The sequence below is a fragment of the Lysinibacillus sp. 1 U-2021 genome (assembly GCF_029916965.1).
GTDB lineage: Bacteria > Bacillota > Bacilli > Bacillales_A > Planococcaceae > Lysinibacillus > Lysinibacillus capsici.
Map to the genome: position 1 here is coordinate 3,251,194 of NZ_CP123966.1, position 20,369 is coordinate 3,271,562.

Genomic DNA, 20,369 nt, shown 5'->3' on the forward strand with positions numbered 1-20,369 from the left:
ACTTGCTCCTTTTTAAACATTTTTTAAACAAATAAACTAAGTAATAAAATAAACCCTAAACCAGCCACAGATACAATTGTTTCTAGCAAGGTCCAAGTAGCGAATGTTTCCTTCATGCTCAATCCAAAATATTCTTTAAACATCCAGAAACCTGCATCATTAACATGTGAAGCAATTAAGCTTCCTGCACCTGTTGCCAACACGACCAAGGCAAGGTTTACATCACTTTGACCTAACATTGGAATGACTAACCCAGCTGTTGTTAAAGCAGCAACCGTAGCTGACCCTAATGAAATGCGTAAAATAGCCGCAATAATCCATGCTAGTAAAATTGGCGATAAGGTAGTTCCATGGAAGAGTTCAGCTACATAATCACCGACACCACCATCAATTAAAACTTGTTTGAAGGCACCACCGCCCCCAATAATTAAGAGCATCATACCGATATGGGATATTGCTGTTGTACATGACTCCATTACTTGCTTAATAGGAATTTTCCTTGCGATACCCATTGTATAGATGGCAACTAATAAGGAAATTAACATGGATGTACCAGCTTCACCGATGAAGCGGATACCTGCTAAGAAGCCATTGTCTTCAAAGCCAATTGTTTTTTGTAACAGTGTAATAATAGTAGCAATGGACATTAAAATAACGGGTAATAGTGCAGTAAAAACACTTATTCCAAAACTCGGTGTGTCCTCTAGTTCAAATGTTTTTTGTTCACCGAGAGAAGCAATATTTCCAGTTTTGTTGAATGATTCAGGCACTAACCTTTTCGCTAATTTTGTAAATAATGGTCCTGCTAAAATAACAGTCGGAATGGCGATGATAAAGCCATAAAGCAACACCTCACCAATATTTGCCCCAAATTCGCCAGCAATAACAGTTGGTCCAGGATGTGGTGGTAAAAATCCATGTGTGACAGATAAGGCTGCGGTCATTGGAATTCCTAAATATAAAATAGAAACCTTTAATTGTCTTGAAATAGCGAAGACAATTGGGATTAATAGCACAAGACCTACTTCAAAGAAAAGTGCGATACCGATAATAAAGGATGCTGCTACGACTGCCCATTGAATGTTCTTTTCTCCAAATTTATTCACAAGGGTCATGGCAATACGCTGTGCACCCCCAGAATCGGCAATTAATTTTCCTAGCATCGCTCCAAGACCAAATATTAAGGCCAAGTGACCTAATGTTCCGCCTAACCCTGCTTCAATCGTTTTTACGATAATATCTAAAGGCATCCCAAGAGCTAAAGCAACACCGAATGAAACAATGATTAATGAAATAAACGTATTTAATTTAAAGCCCATTATTAAAATTAACAGCGCAATAATACCAATACCTACAATAACTAATGGCATGTATTCTCCTCCTCTTTAGTCGGGCTTAATTAAGCTCCTTTGATACTGAGCAATTGACGTATAGTCATCTGCTAAAACTCTAGATAAACGAATGAAAATTGGGAGTAGCTGTCTATATTCTTTGGCTGCTTCTTCGATTGGCGTATGTTTATAAGTGTCACCAACCATATCAGCGACAACGTCAAAGGAATCAATTTTTCCTGTAGCATATAAGCCTAAAATACAAGCGCCTAGACAGGAGCTTTCATAGCTTTCAGGTACTACCACTTCGGATTCAAAAATATCCGCCATCATTTGTCTCCAAATCTCAGAGCGTGAAAACCCGCCTGTTGCTTGAATACGAGTGACAGGGCTTTCCATACACTCCAGTAATGCTAAATAGACAGTATATAAATTGTAGATAACCCCTTCGAGGGCAGCTCGTATCATATGTTCTTTTTTATGAGACATGGTTAAACCAAAAAATGAACCGCGGACATCTGGATTCCATAAAGGCGCACGTTCACCTGATAGATAGGGATGGAATAGCAGCCCATCAGCACCAGGTCTAACACGTTCAGCAATTTTCGTTAACACTTCATATGGATCAATACCTAGTCTTTTAGCTGTTTCAATCTCAGAAGAGGCAAACTCATCGCGAATCCAGCGTAATACCATACCACCATTGTTTACGGGTCCACCAATGACCCAATGGTTTTCTGTTAGTGCATAGCAAAAAATTCTACCCTTTACATCTGTTTTGGGCCTATCAATTATGGTACGGATAGCACCGCTTGTCCCAATAGTGACAGCAATTTCGCCTTCTCGAATGGCGTTCACACCTAGATTAGAGAGCACGCCATCACTTGCACCAATGACAAAAGGTGTTTGTGGGTCAATACCCATTTGCTTAGCTAAAAGGTCATTGCAATTTAAAAATAGTTGAGTTGTTGGTACGAGTGTGGATAATTGTGCTTTCGCAATACCTGCAACAGCTAAAGCTTCTTCGTCCCAATCTAATGTATGGAGATTCATCATACCCATACACGAAGCTAATGAATAATCGACGACATATTGATCAAAAAACTTTTTAAAAATGTATTCTTTAATACCGATATATTTCTTCGTTTTGCGCGCAATTTCAGGATGTTCATGCACAAGCCAAGTAATTTTGCTTAGTGGTGACATTGGATGAATAGGTGTACCTGTTCTTTTATAAATTTCATGGCCATTCCAGTCAGTTTTAATTTTATGTGCCCATGCTTCACTACGATTATCCGCCCAAGTGATGACAGGTGTTAACGGTTGATCATTTTCGTCCATAGCGATCACACTATGCATAGCACTACTAAAGGAAACAAATAGTAATGGTTTATCTGAATGGACTTTCATAATGTTGGTAATGGCTTGTAGTACAGCTTGAAAGATTTCTTCTGGATTTTGTTCTGCTGTCGAAATATCCGGTGTATATAATGGATACCCAATATTTTCTTGTTGAATAACCTTCCCATGTTGACTAAATAATACGGCCTTAGTGCTAGTAGTCCCTATATCAACACCTAACATATAGTTAGTCATTTTGTGGCTCAACCCCTTTAGATAGCATTTGCTGTGACCGCCATAAATCTTCTACTTTGCCTTGAACATCATCAAAATTTTCATGTAAGGATTGAATCATAAGCTCTCGATCTTTGGCTCTAATAGCGTCAATATAGAGCTCATGATTTTTCACAATACGAGTAAAATCCTCATATTTCTCTTTAAAGCGCATGCGCATAGATAGTAAAATCAAGCCTTCCATTACTGGCTTTAAATTATTCCAAATCATGGTGATATAGGAATGTCCGATGGAACGAATAATTGTCTCATGGAACATAACATCCTGATAAGAAAATTCGTCTGCATCGTTATACTTAATGGCAACTTTCATCATTTCTAATGTTTTGCTAAGTTCTAGTGCTAAGCTAGTTGTATCCATTTTTATGAGACGTTCAAACACAAATGTTTCAATCAGCAATCGAACATCATAAATTTCTTCAATCTCTTTTTCAGATAAACCAATGACAACAGCACCCATTTTCTCTAATCGAATGATATTTTCAGAAGCTAATATTCTTAAGGCTTCACGAATGGGTGAACGGCTTACTTCAAAATCAGCTGCCAGTTTGTTTTCTGAAAGAATGGTACCGCTTTCAATTAAACCTGAAATAATACGCATTCTAAGTTCATAGGCTACGCGATCACCTGTAGAAGCCTTAGAAAGCCATTTTTGTGGATATAAATAATCATTATATTCGCTCATAATATCACCCTTTTTGATTTTGAGTATACTTGTATACAAGTATTATAGTCAGAAAGAAAATAAGATTGCAAGCGACTTACTAACAATCAAAAATTGAAAATTCCTCAACTCTATACTTAGCTAAAAATAATAATTAATGCACATTCTTTTTTCCTCCTTGGACAAACTTTAGAATGAAAAGTTCGTAAAGCTTATACAAGGTTTTATAGCTTTTCAAATAATCGATGAAGGATGGTTATGTCAAATATGGATACAAATCGTAACAGATCAAATGGTACGAAAAGTGCAAATAAAACAAATCAACAGCGTCAGACACTTCATCGTGAGGAGTTTGGTGCTGAATTTGAGCTTGATTCAGCTTCAGCACAAATCAATAACTTTGCTGAAACCAAAGGAAAAACGGGTATCAAGCAACCAGTCAGTGAGAGGACTGCATGGCACTAATTTATATTTGACAACTATTCATGACATTGAGAGAAGGACTAAGGCATATGCCTTAGTTCTTTGATTATAGCCTGGGAAATATTGTGTTTATTTTCTTCCATACATATTATCAGAGCATTTCATAATACTACATCTAGAACAATGAAAACATTTTTAAGAAGGGAAGATATATACATTGGCTAAGCACTCCGATACAAGTTGGAAGCAGGATCATCCTAGCACATTGTTTAGTAACTCCGTGCAAAAGGCGGATCGTCTATTAAAGCATGCAAAATCACATCCAGAGGAAATAGCAATAGAACATGCATTTAATCAAATTAAGCATGCTGAAAATGCACGTTTCAATGCAGAACAATATGGTGAGCATTTGGATATTGTTCAGCAAAATAAAGAATATCTAGAGCAGATTAAACAACAATTACATGAAATGAAAAATGATAATGAATAACAGTCAACAACGGCTTAAATTCACGTAGTGAGGTTTAAGCCGTTGTTTAAATGTGATTAAATTAACACCAAACAATGATTTCGTAGGGAGTAGTTTGAGCAGGAATACTCCTAGTGGTAGGGCCATAAACAACAATGAGGTTTCGATTGGCAGGACTATTGGTAAAAGGCTGCCCATTTTTAAGTGAAATAATCGTAGTAGGAGAAAGGTTTAATTGTAATTGTCCATCACTACTCAGTAATTGTTGATTAAAGAAATCTACCTTTACATTATGATAGTTGCTTTCTTTTACAATAATTAAAGCACGGTATTGTGGCGGGTAAATCATCGGTACAGGTGCATCTCCATCATAATATCCTGTTACCCATTCACCAGTTGTGACAATTTCACGATTAACAAAATAGGTGGAGGGAGAAATAATAAAATTGACGACCCCACCAGCACCATCTTCTAAGGTCATTATTTTATAACAACCGTTCTTATCTCCGTTTTGTCCAACAGGAAAATCATTGATTTGAGTGATAACACCTCGAAAAGATTTAAAATTGACCATACCCATTCCCTTCTTACATATTTCTCGTTTTTAGCGTATCATTTTAATTTATGTAGCATTGTAAAATTAGGTGACAGACAATTAATAGGATGCTATTTGATAGCAATCGACTTATACTTAACATGCTAACGATTAGATCAGAGGAGTGGCATCTATTGAATTGGATTTCTAAAAATAAGAAAATCTTTCTATTGTTAATTTTTGTTGTTATTGTCGTCGCTGGTATACTGGATATTAAATATGAGGGATTATTCTTTCAGCTATTACCTACATCAATACAAATATTTTTATCTAATTTATTTTGAAATGTGGAGAACCGTACCTAAAAGAGTGCGGTTTTTTCATTAGCAGAATTTTTGCCACAACATGCAACCAATTGTTTGGATTATCTACTTTATAAGTAAGAGTATATAAAAGGAGAAAATGCAAATGGACGATGAAAAAATAGTTGCTTTATATATACAACGCTCACAGCAGGCTATTTTGGAAACAAGGAAAAAATATGGAGCATATTGTAGAGTAATAGCAAGAAGAATCTTGGCAAATTTGAGGGATGTTGAAGAATGTGAGAATGATGCCTACCTAGCTGCATGGAACACAATCCCTCCACAGATACCAAGAAAACTATCTATTTTTTTAGGGAGAATCATACGTAATATTGCACTTGATAAGCATAGCTATAATACAGCCAAAAAGAGAAACAATGAGTTTGAGGTCATTCTCACAGAGCTGGAAGAATGTCTAGCTTCTTCTCATACGGTAGAAACATCCTATGAAGCGGGTGAATTTGCTCAATACATTAGCCGATTTTTATATACCTTAGATGAACAATCTAGAAATATATTTATTCAACGATATTGGTACTCCTATACTATAAAAGATATTTCCTTACACTTTCAAATGAGTAGTAGTAAAGTTAAGTCCAACTTATTTAGGACACGTAATAAACTAAGATTTTATTTGGAAAGCGAGGGATTATATATATGAAAAAAGAGGAGTTATATCGTGAAATTGGATTTATAGAGGAAGAATTAATTGAAGCCGCCAACTATGAAGTAAAGAAGAAAAGTTTTTCTAAAAAATGGCTCGCTGTGGTAATAAGTATGATGATCGTAAGCTCAGTTTCTACTGCCACAATAGCAGCAGCTTACTATAAACATCAAAATAATGAGCTTTATATTCGTTATTTATCAGCAGAGGATATGGAACTAATGCCAGCTACAAAATATGATGCAGATAAATTTCTAAAAGCTCTAGATAGTGACAAAGAGGAGTATATCTATATTGCAATAAATAGACTAGTAGAGAGCTATAATGATGAAAAGTTGAGAAATAAGGCGTTAAAGGCTATTCAGCCATTTATACAAAGTGATAACAAAAAAATTGCAAATTCGGCTATTTTTGCTGTCGATATTTTATCGGGAAGCTTTAAAAGTCAGCAGGTATATAAATTAGCAGATGGGAGCGTCTTCTTTACTTTATTCAATAATTATTCAGATTACGGAAGCCAAAATGTTCTTTGGCGTATAAAAGATGATGTGCTAGAGGCATATTCTAGCTTCTCCAGTCCATCAATGTATATTAAAGAGATAATTCCTTCACCTGATCAGAAATTAATTACTATTGTCACGAACTCTAATAAAAGTGAATTTGTTGAAGTCATCAATGTGGAAGAGCGAATGGTAAGCCCAGAGTTAGTAGAATCTTCAAGGGTTAAATATGGTGCTGAGCAAGGGTTAGATACTTGGATTCGAACAGATCATGAAAACTATAGCTATGTGGATCATCTTAGATGGAAGGGAGATGCTACCATAGAATTTGAAGCTAGTCTCTCCTATGATGATACGGCGATTATTAAAAACGTGGTAGTCACTTATGAAGTTAGCCAAAAGAAATTAACTGTTAAAGAAATTAAATAAGAAGTAGATAAAAACAGAAAACGTATTAGAGGTTTTCTGTTTTTTCAATAGTATTATAGAAATAAATCAATTAAAAAGGGAGTGAATGATCAATGGCAAAATGGAAAATAGCCTTAGAAACGTTCCTGAAAGAATGGCAAGATAAAGAGGAAGTTGTAGGAGCGCTCGTATGTGGGAGCTATATTACTGGAAATCCTTCTAAGCGCTCTGATATCGATGTCCATATTATTTTGGCAGATAATGTGGGATGGAGGGAAAGAGGGAATCGTGTTATTGATGGTTTTTTAATTGAATACTTTGCGAATCCACCAAGTCAAATTCGTGGGTATTTCCAAGATGATTTTAACAAAAGAAGAACCATGTCGATGGTCCAATTTAAAACAGGTAGAATTTTATTTGATTATACTGGAATAATAAAAGATTTAAAATTTGAAGCAGAGGAATGGCTCAAAGAAAAGTATAAAACAATGAATAAAACGGTCTTAGAAATAAAAAAATATGAATTGTGGGATACACTAGATAATTTAAAGGATTGTTATGAGCAAGATAAAATGGATTTTTCCTTTACCTACCATAACTCATTAGCCAATTTATTTTTGGTGTACTGTCAGTTTTTAAATCTAGAAACGATACCCTTTTATCAAATCTATGCCTATCTTGAAGATCCAATTTACCTGCAAAAATATAGTAAGTCAGCATTTCCAGATGAGGACTTTAGAGAAATTTTTATGAGAGCAATGCATGAGGACAATGCTGAAAAGATGATGGCGTCATATGAAGCAGTAGTAGAGTATGTGCTCATACAAATGGGTGGTTTTCATATAGATGGCTGGCATATAAAAAGCCCAATCGAAAGTTAATCTGTGGAAAATTGAAAGTTAGTTCAGATACAAGACCAGCTTCATATTTATATGTTATTATACAGATATAATAATAAAAAGAACCTATTTTTTATGAAAATGTCAACCATTTTTAGGCCGATTATTCCAATAAGCTTAAATAATTCAATTTTTATCTAGAACAAAAAGTGATTTTTTTGCTTGAATTATGATTGGAAAGGCTCGAAAAAAGCTGATAACTCTCATATAAATAGTTGATATTTTATTCTTGAACTAATTGTGATAAACTGCAATAAGGTAATAATTGATACAGAAATGGTGTGCTCCGAGGTTGCTCCATGGCTACAGTACTTCTAAAGTGGGAGTGCTTACATCCTTTCTGCAAATCTTAACATATAAGGAAGGTAAAAATGAGTAACAGACAAATTAAATCAGATGTTATCTTAATTGGTGCCGGAATCATGAGTGCAACTTTGGGAACATTACTCAAAGAATTAGCACCAGATTGGAAAATTACAGTGTTTGAAAAGCTTGAAAAAGCAGGCGAGGAAAGTTCTCACGAATTAAACAATGCGGGAACTGGACATGCTGCATTATGTGAGCTGAACTACACATCAGAGAAAAAAGACGGATCAATCGATATCAAAAAAGCGATTAATGTTAATGAACAGTTCCATGTTTCAAGACAGTTTTGGTCGTATCTTGTAAACAATAAGCTGATCAATAATCCACAAGACTTCATTATGCCTTTACCACATATGAGTTTAGTACAAGGGAAAGAAAATGTTGAGTTTCTAAAGAAACGTCATGAAACGATGACAAAAAATCCTTTATTTGAAGGAATGGAATTTTCTAATGACCCTGAAACACTAAAAAAATGGATTCCACTTATTATGGAAAATCGTCCTGCTGGTGAAGACATTGCTGCAACGAAAATTGACACTGGTACAGATGTTAACTTTGGTGCTTTAACACGTATGTTAATTGATCACTTAAAAGCGAAAGATGTAGATGTTAACTATAATCATAGTGTTGAAAGTTTAAAACAAGCTAGTGATGGTACATGGGAAGTACGTGTGCACGATTTAGATGGCTGTAAAATGGAATATCATTCAGCAAAATTTGTCTTCCTTGGAGCTGGTGGAGGAAGCTTAGAATTACTACAAAAATCAGGTATTCCTGAAGGGAAACATATTGGTGGATTCCCAATTAGCGGTTTATTCTTAGCATGTAATAATCCAGAAATAGCTGAACAACATCATGCAAAAGTATACGGAAAAGCAAAAGTTGGTGCTCCACCAATGTCGGTTCCGCATCTTGACACACGTTATATTGATAACAAGAAATCATTACTATTTGGACCGTTCGCAGGTTTCTCTCCTAAGTTCTTAAAAACAGGTTCAAATATGGATTTATTTGCTTCTGTAAAACCGCATAATATCACAACTTTATTAGCTGCGGGCGTGAAAGAGATGGGCTTAACAAAGTATTTAATCCAACAGCTTATGCTTTCAAAAGAACAACGTATGGAAGAGTTACGTGAGTTCATTCCAAATGCAAAAAGTGATGATTGGGATATTATCGTAGCTGGACAACGTGTACAAGTAATTAAAGATACAGAAGCTGGCGGTAAAGGAACACTTCAATTCGGTACAGAAGTTGTAAGTGCTTCTGATGGCTCGATTGCAGCTTTACTAGGAGCTTCACCAGGTGCATCTACGGCTGTACATGTTATGCTTGAGGTTCTTAATAAATGTTTCCCTCAACATATCAAGGAGTGGGAACCAAAAATTAAAGAAATGATTCCATCTTATGGTCTATCATTAGCAGAAAACCCTGAGCTTCTAAAAGAAATAAATGCAACAACAGATAAAGCACTTGGCTTAAAATAAAAATAAGTCATGGTAAGCGTTTAAGAAAGAGCTCTCAATCTATTCTGATTGAGAGCTCTTTTTAATTTGAATAAATTCTTTCCTGGGAAATTTTAAATTCAATTGCCTTCTTTTTAATAAAAGAACCATCAAATTTGCTATAAATCTTGCCCTTTATTTTATAACACTATAGCTTTATGTCCCATTGTGATAAAGATGGTAGTTTTCTATACTTTGTATATACAATAAGAAGGGAGCCAATCTATAGATGATTAAGCTACAAGATATTGGAACATTTTCAGCACTACCAGAGCTTGCAATGTATATCTATACTGGCAATATTACAGCTTTGCGAGTTGCGAGGGATAAAGGCTGGAATATTGAAGAAGAGATATGTTTAAGTCAGCATACATCATTAAGCCCATTGGATTTAGCGTTGATTGCACAAAGATTGGATGTAGTAAAATTATTAGTTGGATATGGGGTTAATTTAAATGTGGAAAAAAATCCTTCTTTTTTAAGAGCTGTTCGATATTGTAAAGAAAATATAGTACGTTACCTTGTTGAACAAGGAGCAAAATTAGATGGCTATAACCAAGTGGGCTCTGGAGCCTATTCTCAGGCCTACTATGGCAATAAAAGAAATATCCCTCTTATTCATGAACTTGGGCTTGATATAAAGCAGCATGGAGGTCCTGTATTGCGTCAGGCTGTGTCGAATTTTGATAAAAAAACAGTCACTTATTTACTTGATCAAGGAGTAGATATTAATTATCAAATGCCTGATATGGTCTATCCCTATGAAGCAACACCATTAACAGTTGCAACAAGAATGGGAAATATAGCTATGGTGAACTATTTGATTGAACGAGGTGCAAACGTCACTTTAGCGGAGAAAGATGGTGAGAGAGCTTATACAATTGCTGTACGTATGAAAAATATGGAACTAGCAAATTACTTAAAGGCTCTAGAACCAATAGAACTCCATACTATTGAAAACAAAAAAGAGACATTGAAAAAATACAAGTTACCAGATGAATTGATTAATTTTCTGACAGGAGATCGACTGCATCTTGAGCTTGCACCAAATGATTATGACATTCACTTTATCGATTTTTTCAAACTAACTGATACAATTGAGATGAAGCTAGGTCATCGAAAGCTCCTCCTTCTTTCCGCAAATATCGACAATTACTCTGATTTGCAAATAGTCTGGAATCCAAAAGGAGAAGGCCAAATAGGGTGCTATGATGTGGAGCATGAGGAATATGCTAACTTATGTAGTTTTAAAGAATTTATTGGTAGACCTGAAGTATACCTTATCCGTTTTCTTGAAGGAGAGCTTTAGCAATGCTTAAAACTGCTGATAAAATTGTGAAGCAACTTATTTAAAGTCGTTGAGAGTAAGCATATTCTATTTAAAAAATATGCTTACTTTTTTATTGCTTTATATTCGAAGATTTGACAAACAAAAAACAATAGAACGTTTAATATATGTGGTACAAAAGAACAATAGAAGAGCTATTAATAGGGCGAAGGGGATGCTGAACATAACAGGAAGTTCTACGCCATACCAAAGGCCCATTTTAATTTGATTGACTCCGAATGTTCGTAAAAAACCAGCGAGTATGGATAAGCCAGCGCTTAAAAGTAATCCAACATAAAGTACAGATAATACCACTAAAGCTAATGAGCAAAAAAAAGTCTTTAGCATTTTTAGAAGTATCATTCTTTTTCCCTCCGTATAATGTGGTGCACCTTTGAATTCGAAGCTATCGAATAATCATCCGTATAGTAAAGTGTCCCAATCACACTATTTTCCCCAACATGGACGACTTCCCCTTCCACAAACTCTGCATTTGTATTAGATAATTGTAGGTGTTTTCCACTAATTGTGTGACAACGTAATATTTTTTTAAATAACGGAAGAAGAGTTATCCTATCCTTTTCTATTACCACATTTTCAGCCCTTAACCTGTCAATTCCGCTTTCTCCCGATAACTTCAAATGAAAGTGATTAGCGACTATTTCCTCAGCCTTGACTATTCCAATGGCATCAAATTGCTCGCTCTGTAATTTCTCTTCAACCATTAGCTTTCCAGAACTATTGATTTTTTGGATAAAACCATTACGTATTTTAATATTCCCAGCATTTGAGAGTTCTCCGATTTGACAAAAATCCTTTAACTTACACGAGCCAGAGCTATTAAATATCTGCGCTGTAACTGGATAATAGAAGGAGCTATGACCATGAGTGGACACTTTTATTAAGTGTACTTCTTGTTGTAACGATACAGCTCCTCGAATGTTTAATTGTTCATAATTAGCATCCAAATGTTTAACTGTGCCATTCGTTTGTGTAAGGGTACGGAGTTTTTGAAACATAAAGTCACCTCATTATAATTTAATTAATATATATTTTAATAATTAAAATATATATTAATTAAATTATATGCTACTTCCATTTGTCAAGAACAAAAGCACTGCTTAAATTAAACAATAAAAAAAGGATTTCAATTTGTTGAAATCCTAAAAAATTTTATTCATTAATTGGTTTACTTCGCGTAAGATATTGGCCATGTCTATGAGTTTATCCTGAGAAAACTTTAAAAAGATTTCTTGAACTTTCATGTCACCAATATTGGTTAAAGCCATTTTGACCACACGTCGATCATTATTTTCTCTAATTCTTTGTATGAGTTCGAGTTTTTCCAGTTTATCGCACATGGAAGTTACAGCTCCGGGTGTTACACTAAAGAATTCAGCAATTTCTGTTGCCTTCATCCCATTATTTATTTTTAGCTGTAGGAGTAATATTAATTGGTTTTGTGATAACGCTTCTCCTTCAGATAAAAGATCAACAAACATTTTCGACTTCTGCTGTATTTCCAGCATTTCTTTCATAATAATTTCTACATTGTTTAGATTTTCTGGCATATAATCACGTCCGCTAAAATATTTAATAATTAAATTATATAGCAATTAAATAAATGCTACCAAGTGTAGAATTACTTTAAGAAATATTTATTTTTTAAAAGTCATACGCATCCATTCGAAAAATCTCTCTTTTTCTTCGAACTGGGGGTAGTGAGCAGATTGTTCATATGCTATGAATTCTTTTTTCTTCGCGATAATTTGGTCGAAGTACTTTTTAGCGCTATTCGATGATGTTTGATAATCATAATCCCCCATTACAAAATAGAAAGGAAGAGTCAGTGAATTGACTTTCGCAGGAAGTGGGGACTGTAGGACTTCGTTTACTAAAACTTCTTGGGATAGGGATATCCCCTTGCTATATCGAATAATATCTAACAAATTATATTCGGTACTAAAAAGCATCCCTAACATATTTCCATCAGGGTTAGTAATAAGTCTTGTAGCTCCACCGTATTTGCTCACTAAATGACGAGGCGTAAATGTTTTACCACTACTAATTTCCTCCATTAACCTCTGTAAATGTGCAACATCCTCTGTGTTACTCTTAAGCTGAGCCTGTTTGATCGTAAAGTGTAAACTGTCCATCTCACTTTCAACGGTATTACTCATTTGACCAATCCCTACATAGGCCTCATATTTATCAGGAGCTTTAGCAGCTGCTTGTGTGGCAATATAGGTACCGTAGGAATGACCAATTAAGATAATTTTTTCTTTATCTAGATGATTAGCAATATAGTCAGTCAGTGCTAGTAAATCCTCCACAAGCAAATCAGATGAAAGATTTGAGTAGTCCTCAAAAAAATGATAAGACTTCCCACTAGCCCTTTGATCATAATTTACCACTGTAAATTCGGTTTCCAATAAATCTTGATATTTTTTAGCGTAGGGTATTTCAGAGCAACCTGGTCCGCCATGGACAAAGATGATGACAGGATTATTTTTGTTATGGCCCCGTATCATGATTTCATGATCACTGCCGTTAATTTCTACCTGTTCTAGCGTACTGATGCTGTTCATGTCTTCTATAGATGATGTCCATGTTGGAAATACAAGTGCTAATAATAGTAAGGAGGTCATAATCAAGACAAGATATTTAATGAACTTTTTAATCCTTTTCATACAATACCTACTTTACATGCGTTTCATAAAGCTAGCATGGTACATTTTTCTTTTATACACATAAAAATACATACTCAGAGGCCACCAAAGTGTCACAAAAATAGGGTAAATCGCCCATATAACGCTTGGTGAAGAAACAACATTTACTGTAATGAAAAAGATACTAATTAGTATCGTAGCTGTAACGGAGAATGCTACAAAGGTTTTTCGTTGCGCGTGATATAAAGCTAGAGGCCACCATATCACTAAAAAAGCAGGATAAATTGCCCAAGGGTATTGAGGAGATACAATCATATTCAATATAGAGTAATAGATGATGGTAGAAGCACATCCAATTAGGGCTGTTTTTAACGTTTTTGCCTTTTCATCTAAGTACATGAGGATTGGCCACCAGATAATAGGATAAATCGCATAGACAAACCATAAATGATCTGGTGCGTAAATATAATTTTCAACTATTAGAAATGTAATAATTAAGGCACTACAAACAATTGAGTATTGTTTATACAATTTTTTAGCCATAAAGAATAACGTAATAGGCCAAAGCAGTAGCAATAAGCATGGATATACAAACCACATTGTTTGAGGAGATGTCGTATAATTAACAGCCCCTAAAAAAATCATTGTCATCAAGCTCCCCACTATAGAAAAGTTAATAAAATTCCTCATGTTTATTCACCCCATTTCTTACGAGACCACACAAAGTACATCGATAAAGGCCACCAAAGAATGGCGAAAATCGGATAGATTGCCCAAATAGTATGTGGTGTGTAATAAAGATTAATAAAAATAAAAAATGCAATGATTAAGCCACTACCCCAAATTGAAAATTCTAAGTTTAATTTGGCCATGTTTTTTTTTGCTGGTTCTTTAACACCTAACTCTTGCTTTAAGTCTTCGATATCTCCAAATTCTACAATGGCTTTATTAATGGCATCCTCTTGTTCTTTACCTTGGTCCATCAAATAAAATACTTTTTCTTCAAGATTTTCAATGATTTCCTGTTTAACCATTTCCGTTTCGTTAGTTCGAGGAATGTCTTTAAAAAGCTCATCAATATGGTTTTTTATTCTTTTCATTCTAAGCCCTCCATAAATAAATCGATTATTTCCTTTACTTCCGACCATTCTTTCACTAGCTCATTTAAATAGGCCTTACCTAATGATGTAATACGGTAATACTTTCTTTTGCCTCCATGTGAGACATCTCCATAATAGGCTTCAATAATTTCTTTTTTTTCGAGACGTTGAAAAACTGCATATAAAGTTGCTTCCTTGATTTGAAACCGATTGTTTGTACGGAGACTTATTTCCTGAGAAATTTCGTAGCCATAACGGTCTTTTTCTGAAATTAACCGTAAAATAATCGAATCCAAATGTCCTCGGATAATATCACTGCGAACCATAAGTCACCTACTTTTTTTATTGCTCTATCTGTCAGAGTAATAGTAGCAAACATTACTCTGCCTGTCAAAGTAATTTATTCCCCTTTTTTTACAATGATGATGAGATTTTCAATAAAAAAAACCATTCGCTGAAAAGCCCAAAAGGACTATTTCATAGCGAATGGAGTTCGAGTACTCTTTTTACATATACAATGCAGCAAGGAAAATCCCTAAAGACTCCTCGTAAATGTCATCAAACTGGCTGAATGGTAAAGGATTTGTACCACTTCCTAATTCAACAGTGAAGCCTGGTCTACGCCAATCTTGAATAAACCAATCCTTATAACCAGCATAGCTTCCAGCAGATTGAACGGGCTCATAGCCACTTACTCTACTAAATTCATTTACAAGCACCTCTGATTCTGGGGGCTCTAGATTTTCAAAGCCCCAATATATGACACGTCCCTGTGTATGAAAGGCTAATACTCTTGAAAAATCACGTTGCTTGGTCAAATCAGCCATTGCAATGGCTTCAGGTTCAGATAGTGGTCTTTCACCACCATAATCTCTTGGCCCTGGTGTTTTTGGATTACGGGCACTTTCCAGCTCCCATTTGGCAGGGAATTGGTCATTCAAATCAATTCCATGAATATTTGCTTTCCAGCCAGAAAAATCAGCGTTATCATTATTCCATGCAATTAGTTGATTTCTTAATGCTTCATCATTTGGTGGACCTTGTATTACTAAATCTACGCCATCAGGATTTACCATTGGAACGATAGAAAGGAATGTTTGCTGATAAAGAGAAAATGGAGAAATTCCGCGAATACTACTTTGATTGGTGAGGGCAAGCAAATAGTCATTTAAAAATGTTAGAATAATAGGTGTAGTAATCCATTCGTTTGCATGGAATGAGCCATTATAGTGTACACGTTTTGCACCATGGCCAATTGACAGCTCAGGTAGCTCTTTCCCTAAAACGGAGCTGCCAATGTTTGAGCTATGAAGAAAAGGATATGCGTCAAGGAGCTTTTTGAGATCGTTCATCATATGGGTATACGTGTAATTTTGCTTACCTTCAACTAAACGCCATGTGATACGTTGAGGTATGCGAATCATTTGACCGATTTGTAATCGATTTGGACTGAACTCAGGATTAACAAGCAAGAGGGCGACTAGGGGAAGGTTTCGGCTCTGGGCAATCTGCCAAAAAGAGTCTCCTTGTTTAATTTGATAGTTGTTGGTCACAAAACCAGGAATACGAACCCGTTGTCCAACTCTTAAAAATTGGGGATTTATATTTTCATTAGAATCTAAAATGAGTTGAAGAGGAATTTTAAATACCTCACTGAAATGCCAAAGTGAATCTCCTGGTCTTACGATAATATCCACATGTTTTCTCTCCTTAATTAAATTAGAAATGGTTCAATATAAAATGTATATGATAAATGCATAGACTTATTGATACAAATTCAGCAAAACTTCTTTATTAAGAATCTAAAATAGGAGATAATTAGTTATTTTTACATGTATACTAGTAATCATACTAAAGTAAAAGAAAGGTAAAGGTAGGAAAACCAAATGTTAAATAGATTAAAATTGGGTATACGCTCAAAGATTTCATTAGGTTATATCGTAATCATTCTTTGCCTACTTGCGACGGTTGTCATATTAAATAATCAAATTACATCTTTGCAGAAGGAAAGAAATTTTATTATTAAGTACGATTCCAATGTTCTAACTTTAACGAATGAAATTGAAAAATATATATTGGATATGGAATCAAGTCAGCGAGCTTTCATCATTACGGGTAAGCAAAGTTATTTGGAACCCTACGATAATGCAGCTGAAAATTGGAAAATAGATTTTAATGAACTCTATCAACAAATGAAAGATAAACCAGCTCAGCAGGACAAACTTAAAGAGATAGAGGAAACAATTGAACATTGGATTGCAACGTCAGGGGAACCAACTATTCAATATAAAAAGGATAATGATGTAGAAGCAGTAAATGATTTTTTTAAAGTGGATAATGGTCGTCAGGATATGGAAAAAATGCGCAAATTATTCGATTCATTCCGTGCCACTGAAAATGCTTATACACAGGCGAAGGCTAGTCAGTTAGACAAGCGAAATAGTAAATTAACTAGTGCTTTATTTGGGATCTTAATTTTAGTTTCTACAATAGCCATTGCCATCGCTAGTGGCATTTCCCGTTCAATTGTAAAAACGATAACGGAAGTAACACAAACAATTCAAGAAATAGCAGCTACAAAAGGTGATTTCACAAGAAGAATTCATGTGAATACAAATGATGAAGTGAATGAACTTGCTAATGCAACGAATACACTTTTAGAGTCAGTTGAAAAAAGAGAGTGGCTACAAAGCAATGTAGCTGAAATCGTGACAAATTATCAAGGTATTTCAGCAATTACAAAATTAGCGGAGACTTTCCTATCAGAAGTAGCACAAAAAACCCAAGCATCCCTTGGCGCATTTTATGTTCGGGAAGTTACAGAGAACCAAGTACAGTTTGTGAAAAAGGCTGCTTTTGCTGACACGGAAGATGGTGTTGGTATGGAGAGTTTCAAAATAGGACAAGGGTTAATCGGTCAATGTGCATTAGAAAAAAGAGTACTATTCTATGATAATATTCCGAGAGACTATCGTTTAATCAAAACGGGATTAGGTGAGATTAGACCACAAAATATTTTATTGATTCCTGTCATTTTTGAAAATGAAGTTATAGCGGTTGTTGAAATAGCAACAATGGCTAAGTTCAGTAAGTTACAGCAAGAACTCGTGAGACAGGTCACTGAAACCTTTGGGCTAACAGTGAATAGCGTTTTAGGGCGTATGGAAATTGTTCGTCTATTGAATGAATCAAGAGCAATGACTGAGGAATTACAGGTTCAATCAGAGGAGCTTCAGACACAATCTGAGGAATTACAAATGCAGACGGAAGAGCTGACAATGATTAATGAACAGCTTGAGGAACGCACGAAAGAGGCAGAGTCCAAATCAAGAGAGCTAGAGAAAGCGAAGAAGGAATTAGAAGAAAGTGCAGAGCAGCTTATCCTTAATTCCAATTACAAATCCGAATTTTTAGCGAATATGTCACATGAATTAAGAACACCTTTAAACAGCATATTAATATTATCGGAAATGCTAGCAGAAAATAGCCAACACAATCTAACAGACGAGGAAGCAGAGTTTGCTAAAGTTATTCATTCTTCAGGAGAGGACTTACTTGCTTTAATCAATGACATATTAGATTTATCTAAAGTCGAGGCAGGGAAGCTTGATATTATTTTTAACGAAGTGAATATGAGCGAAGTACCTGTACAAATTGAACATACCTTCTCACCAGTTGCGAGGAAGAAAAACTTAGCATTCCATATTTCAAAGGCAGATCATGTAGTGGATGTATTCTATACGGATGAGAAGAGATTCCAGCAAATCTTAAAGAATTTATTATCGAATGCCTTTAAATTTACTGAGCAGGGTTCTGTCACATTAGACATTAACCAGCTTACACCAGAACAACTAACAAACAATATGCAGGATATAAGTACTGATTGGTTAGAAATTACAGTTTCAGATACAGGAATAGGTATTCCAAAAGACAAACACCAGCTGATTTTTGAATCATTCCAGCAAGCAGATGGAGCTACGGTCCGAAAATATGGTGGAACGGGTCTTGGTCTTTCTATTTGTAAGGAATTTGCCAAATTACTTGGTGGCTGGATTACTTTACAAAGTACTGAAGGGCAAGGTAGTAGTTTTACGTTAACGCTTCCGAGCCTACCAAATGGAATTGAAGAGGAGCACTGCCAAAAGCTTGCCATGAACGAAGTGGCTGTTACGACGGTGGAAGAGGAACAAATCAAAGAGCAGCCAGTAGCAATGGAAGAAGCCCTTCAACTTGAGGTTGAGGTGTTTCAAGGGAAAAATATTTTAATAGTTGATGATGATAACCGTAATATTTATGCGTTAAAAACGGCATTAGAAAAAAGAGGCATGCACATTTTAGTTGCCAAAGATGGGCTAGAATGTTTAGAGGTCTTGCAGGCTAATCCAGATATCGATCTTGTTCTGATGGATATAATGATGCCTAATATGGATGGCTATGAAGCGATGACTATTATTCGTCAGCAAATGAAACGTATCGATTTGCCAATCATTGCATTGACTGCTAAAGCGATGAAAAATGACCGTGATAAATCATTGCAGGCAGGTGCATCTGATTATATTAGTAAGCCATTAAATTTAGATCAATTAATATCAGTTTTAAGAGTATGGTTAGTTTCTAAGGGGAGTTAATGAACATGGAACAATTTCAGCCTTTGGAGCAAAATATACAATTAAATAAGCATACAAATTTAGAAATTGATTTGTTACTAGAGGCTATTTATCGTTTATCGGGCTATGATTTTCGTCAATATAATCGTTCATCCATTTCGCGCAGAATCTACAATAGGATGGGGATAAATAACATCCCAACGATTTCACGTGTACAAGAAAAGGTCATTCATGATAAAGAATTTTTAGAGCAGATATTAAACGATTTTTCGATAAATGTAACAGAGATGTTCCGCAACCCAAGCTTTTTTAAGGCCTTTCGTGAAACGGTCATCCCTGTTTTACGAGAATATCCAGAAATCCGTATTTGGCATGCAGGTTGTGCAACAGGTGAAGAAGTATATTCTATGGCTATCTTGCTTCAAGAAGAGGGGCTAATAGAGAGATCTGTAATTTATGCAACAGATATGAACGAGCAAGTATTGGAAAAAGCTAAGAAGGGGGCCTTTCCAATTCATAAAATGCAGGCATATACAAAAAACTATATGCTTGCTGGAGGTGCCCATGCTTTTTCAGAATACTATCAAACAGATTATCAATATGCTTACTTTCATCCAACATTATTGAAAAATATTATTTTTGCTCAACATAATTTAGTAACAGATCATTCATTTAATGAATTTCATGTTGTTCTGTGCAGAAATGTTCTTATTTATTTTTCACCTAAGCTGCAGAGCCAGGTACATCAATTATTTTATGAAAGTCTAAGTGACAAAGGTTTTTTATGCTTAGGGGATAAAGAAACATTGCGATTTGAAGAGGTTATTTCAAAGTATAAGGAGATTTCTGGAAACGAAAGAATTTATCAAAAAATGTATTAATGAGTAAGAGGCTATCTTTAA

The 20,369-nt window shown here is 35.1% G+C and carries 21 protein-coding genes; 10 read left to right on the forward strand and 11 right to left on the reverse strand.

Annotated elements, in window-relative coordinates; translation table 11 throughout:
• Positions 1 to 23: 23 nt before the first annotated feature.
• From QH639_RS16800 to QH639_RS16810, 3 genes are read right to left on the reverse strand one after another with little or no spacing between them, the layout of a single operon-like run.
• Positions 24 to 1,370 carry a GntP family permease gene (locus tag QH639_RS16800; RefSeq protein ID WP_131521754.1) on the reverse strand — a complete coding sequence of 449 codons (1,347 nt, stop codon included), beginning with the start codon at positions 1,368 to 1,370 and terminating at the stop codon, positions 24 to 26.
• Between the two features lie 15 nt (positions 1,371 to 1,385).
• Positions 1,386 to 2,927, reverse strand: a complete 1,542-nt coding sequence (gene gntK, locus QH639_RS16805) for a gluconokinase (RefSeq protein WP_131521755.1) — start codon at positions 2,925 to 2,927, stop codon at positions 1,386 to 1,388.
• A complete protein-coding gene (locus QH639_RS16810) occupies positions 2,920 to 3,651 on the reverse strand; it encodes a GntR family transcriptional regulator (protein WP_131521756.1) in 732 nt (243 codons plus the stop codon). The genes gntK and QH639_RS16810 overlap by 8 nt, the downstream gene beginning before the upstream one ends.
• Positions 3,652 to 3,888: 237 nt before the next feature.
• Between QH639_RS16810 and QH639_RS16815 the strand changes: the two genes are divergently transcribed.
• Positions 3,889 to 4,095, forward strand: coding sequence for a hypothetical protein (locus QH639_RS16815; protein ID WP_131521757.1), 207 nt, complete (start codon positions 3,889 to 3,891; stop codon positions 4,093 to 4,095).
• Between the two features lie 175 nt (positions 4,096 to 4,270).
• Complete coding sequence (locus QH639_RS16820; RefSeq protein ID WP_281114841.1) at positions 4,271 to 4,543, forward strand: hypothetical protein; 273 nt, start codon at positions 4,271 to 4,273, stop codon at positions 4,541 to 4,543.
• 61 nt (positions 4,544 to 4,604) lie between these two features.
• On the opposite strand, the gene QH639_RS16825 is transcribed toward QH639_RS16820, so the two are convergent.
• Positions 4,605 to 5,096: a hypothetical protein gene (locus QH639_RS16825; RefSeq protein WP_131521759.1), complete on the reverse strand. Its 492-nt coding sequence runs from the start codon at positions 5,094 to 5,096 to the stop codon at positions 4,605 to 4,607.
• Positions 5,097 to 5,251: 155 nt separating this feature from the next.
• Here QH639_RS16825 and QH639_RS16830 point away from each other — a divergent pair, with 155 nt between their 5' ends.
• The 6 genes from QH639_RS16830 to QH639_RS16855 all read left to right on the forward strand — a co-directional run bounded on the left by QH639_RS16830 (position 5,252) and on the right by QH639_RS16855 (position 11,073).
• Positions 5,252 to 5,401: a hypothetical protein gene (locus QH639_RS16830; RefSeq protein ID WP_227744973.1), complete on the forward strand. Its 150-nt coding sequence runs from the start codon at positions 5,252 to 5,254 to the stop codon at positions 5,399 to 5,401.
• Between the two features lie 124 nt (positions 5,402 to 5,525).
• Positions 5,526 to 6,083, forward strand: a complete 558-nt coding sequence (locus QH639_RS16835; RefSeq protein WP_131521761.1) for an RNA polymerase sigma factor — start codon at positions 5,526 to 5,528, stop codon at positions 6,081 to 6,083.
• Positions 6,080 to 7,015, forward strand: coding sequence for a hypothetical protein (locus QH639_RS16840; protein WP_131521762.1), 936 nt, complete (start codon positions 6,080 to 6,082; stop codon positions 7,013 to 7,015). The genes QH639_RS16835 and QH639_RS16840 overlap by 4 nt, the downstream gene beginning before the upstream one ends.
• A gap of 92 nt (positions 7,016 to 7,107) precedes the next feature.
• Positions 7,108 to 7,875 (forward strand): nucleotidyltransferase domain-containing protein, encoded by a 768-nt coding sequence (locus QH639_RS16845; RefSeq protein WP_281114842.1) that lies wholly within the window; start codon positions 7,108 to 7,110, stop codon positions 7,873 to 7,875.
• A 389-nt stretch (positions 7,876 to 8,264) separates the two neighbouring features.
• Positions 8,265 to 9,746 (forward strand): malate:quinone oxidoreductase, encoded by a 1,482-nt coding sequence (locus tag QH639_RS16850; RefSeq protein ID WP_004233452.1) that lies wholly within the window; start codon positions 8,265 to 8,267, stop codon positions 9,744 to 9,746.
• Positions 9,747 to 9,993: 247 nt separating this feature from the next.
• Positions 9,994 to 11,073 carry an ankyrin repeat domain-containing protein gene (locus QH639_RS16855; protein ID WP_237898930.1) on the forward strand — a complete coding sequence of 360 codons (1,080 nt, stop codon included), beginning with the start codon at positions 9,994 to 9,996 and terminating at the stop codon, positions 11,071 to 11,073.
• Positions 11,074 to 11,450: 377 nt separating this feature from the next.
• Here QH639_RS16855 and QH639_RS16860 read toward each other — a convergent pair whose 3' ends face one another.
• The 7 genes from QH639_RS16860 to QH639_RS16890 form a co-directional block, all read right to left on the reverse strand.
• Complete coding sequence (locus tag QH639_RS16860) at positions 11,451 to 12,110, reverse strand: hypothetical protein (RefSeq protein ID WP_281114843.1); 660 nt, start codon at positions 12,108 to 12,110, stop codon at positions 11,451 to 11,453.
• Between the two features lie 144 nt (positions 12,111 to 12,254).
• On the reverse strand, positions 12,255 to 12,662 hold the full coding sequence (locus QH639_RS16865; RefSeq protein WP_054548503.1) for a MarR family transcriptional regulator: 408 nt from the start codon (positions 12,660 to 12,662) through the stop codon (positions 12,255 to 12,257).
• Between the two features lie 87 nt (positions 12,663 to 12,749).
• Positions 12,750 to 13,781: an alpha/beta hydrolase gene (locus QH639_RS16870; RefSeq protein WP_281114844.1), complete on the reverse strand. Its 1,032-nt coding sequence runs from the start codon at positions 13,779 to 13,781 to the stop codon at positions 12,750 to 12,752.
• A gap of 12 nt (positions 13,782 to 13,793) precedes the next feature.
• Positions 13,794 to 14,411, reverse strand: a complete 618-nt coding sequence (locus QH639_RS16875) for a hypothetical protein (protein ID WP_281114845.1) — start codon at positions 14,409 to 14,411, stop codon at positions 13,794 to 13,796.
• Between the two features lie 41 nt (positions 14,412 to 14,452).
• Entirely contained in the window at positions 14,453 to 14,860 is a 408-nt protein-coding gene (locus QH639_RS16880; RefSeq protein ID WP_048395459.1) for a permease prefix domain 1-containing protein, read from the reverse strand.
• Positions 14,857 to 15,186 (reverse strand): PadR family transcriptional regulator, encoded by a 330-nt coding sequence (locus QH639_RS16885; RefSeq protein WP_004233468.1) that lies wholly within the window; start codon positions 15,184 to 15,186, stop codon positions 14,857 to 14,859. Before QH639_RS16885 ends, QH639_RS16880 begins: the two co-directional genes overlap by 4 nt.
• Before the next feature lie 180 nt (positions 15,187 to 15,366).
• Positions 15,367 to 16,557 carry a M14 family metallopeptidase gene (locus QH639_RS16890; RefSeq protein ID WP_281114846.1) on the reverse strand — a complete coding sequence of 397 codons (1,191 nt, stop codon included), beginning with the start codon at positions 16,555 to 16,557 and terminating at the stop codon, positions 15,367 to 15,369.
• Between the two features lie 189 nt (positions 16,558 to 16,746).
• On the opposite strand from QH639_RS16890, the gene QH639_RS16895 reads away from it, so the two are divergent.
• Both QH639_RS16895 and QH639_RS16900 read left to right on the forward strand, forming a co-directional pair.
• Positions 16,747 to 19,488, forward strand: a complete 2,742-nt coding sequence (locus QH639_RS16895; protein ID WP_281114847.1) for an ATP-binding protein — start codon at positions 16,747 to 16,749, stop codon at positions 19,486 to 19,488.
• A gap of 5 nt (positions 19,489 to 19,493) precedes the next feature.
• Positions 19,494 to 20,348: a CheR family methyltransferase gene (locus QH639_RS16900; protein ID WP_131521771.1), complete on the forward strand. Its 855-nt coding sequence runs from the start codon at positions 19,494 to 19,496 to the stop codon at positions 20,346 to 20,348.
• Positions 20,349 to 20,369: the final 21 nt, after the last annotated feature.

Excerpts from the sequence above, each read along its gene's own strand:
- QH639_RS16800 (WP_131521754.1), bottom strand. The coding sequence starts at position 1,370 with ATGCCATTAGTTATTGTAGGTATTGGTATTATTGCGCTGTTAATTTTA.
- gntK (WP_131521755.1), bottom strand. The coding sequence starts at position 2,927 with ATGACTAACTATATGTTAGGTGTTGATATAGGGACTACTAGCACTAAG.
- QH639_RS16810 (WP_131521756.1), bottom strand. The coding sequence starts at position 3,651 with ATGAGCGAATATAATGATTATTTATATCCACAAAAATGGCTTTCTAAG.
- QH639_RS16815 (WP_131521757.1), top strand. The coding sequence starts at position 3,889 with ATGTCAAATATGGATACAAATCGTAACAGATCAAATGGTACGAAAAGT.
- QH639_RS16825 (WP_131521759.1), bottom strand. The coding sequence starts at position 5,096 with ATGGTCAATTTTAAATCTTTTCGAGGTGTTATCACTCAAATCAATGAT.
- QH639_RS16835 (WP_131521761.1), top strand. The coding sequence starts at position 5,526 with ATGGACGATGAAAAAATAGTTGCTTTATATATACAACGCTCACAGCAG.
- QH639_RS16840 (WP_131521762.1), top strand. The coding sequence starts at position 6,080 with ATGAAAAAAGAGGAGTTATATCGTGAAATTGGATTTATAGAGGAAGAA.
- QH639_RS16845 (WP_281114842.1), top strand. The coding sequence starts at position 7,108 with ATGGCAAAATGGAAAATAGCCTTAGAAACGTTCCTGAAAGAATGGCAA.
- QH639_RS16850 (WP_004233452.1), top strand. The coding sequence starts at position 8,265 with ATGAGTAACAGACAAATTAAATCAGATGTTATCTTAATTGGTGCCGGA.
- QH639_RS16855 (WP_237898930.1), top strand. The coding sequence starts at position 9,994 with ATGATTAAGCTACAAGATATTGGAACATTTTCAGCACTACCAGAGCTT.
- QH639_RS16860 (WP_281114843.1), bottom strand. The coding sequence starts at position 12,110 with ATGTTTCAAAAACTCCGTACCCTTACACAAACGAATGGCACAGTTAAA.
- QH639_RS16865 (WP_054548503.1), bottom strand. The coding sequence starts at position 12,662 with ATGCCAGAAAATCTAAACAATGTAGAAATTATTATGAAAGAAATGCTG.
- QH639_RS16870 (WP_281114844.1), bottom strand. The coding sequence starts at position 13,781 with ATGAAAAGGATTAAAAAGTTCATTAAATATCTTGTCTTGATTATGACC.
- QH639_RS16875 (WP_281114845.1), bottom strand. The coding sequence starts at position 14,411 with ATGACAATGATTTTTTTAGGGGCTGTTAATTATACGACATCTCCTCAA.
- QH639_RS16880 (WP_048395459.1), bottom strand. The coding sequence starts at position 14,860 with ATGAAAAGAATAAAAAACCATATTGATGAGCTTTTTAAAGACATTCCT.
- QH639_RS16885 (WP_004233468.1), bottom strand. The coding sequence starts at position 15,186 with ATGGTTCGCAGTGATATTATCCGAGGACATTTGGATTCGATTATTTTA.
- QH639_RS16895 (WP_281114847.1), top strand. The coding sequence starts at position 16,747 with ATGTTAAATAGATTAAAATTGGGTATACGCTCAAAGATTTCATTAGGT.
- QH639_RS16900 (WP_131521771.1), top strand. The coding sequence starts at position 19,494 with ATGGAACAATTTCAGCCTTTGGAGCAAAATATACAATTAAATAAGCAT.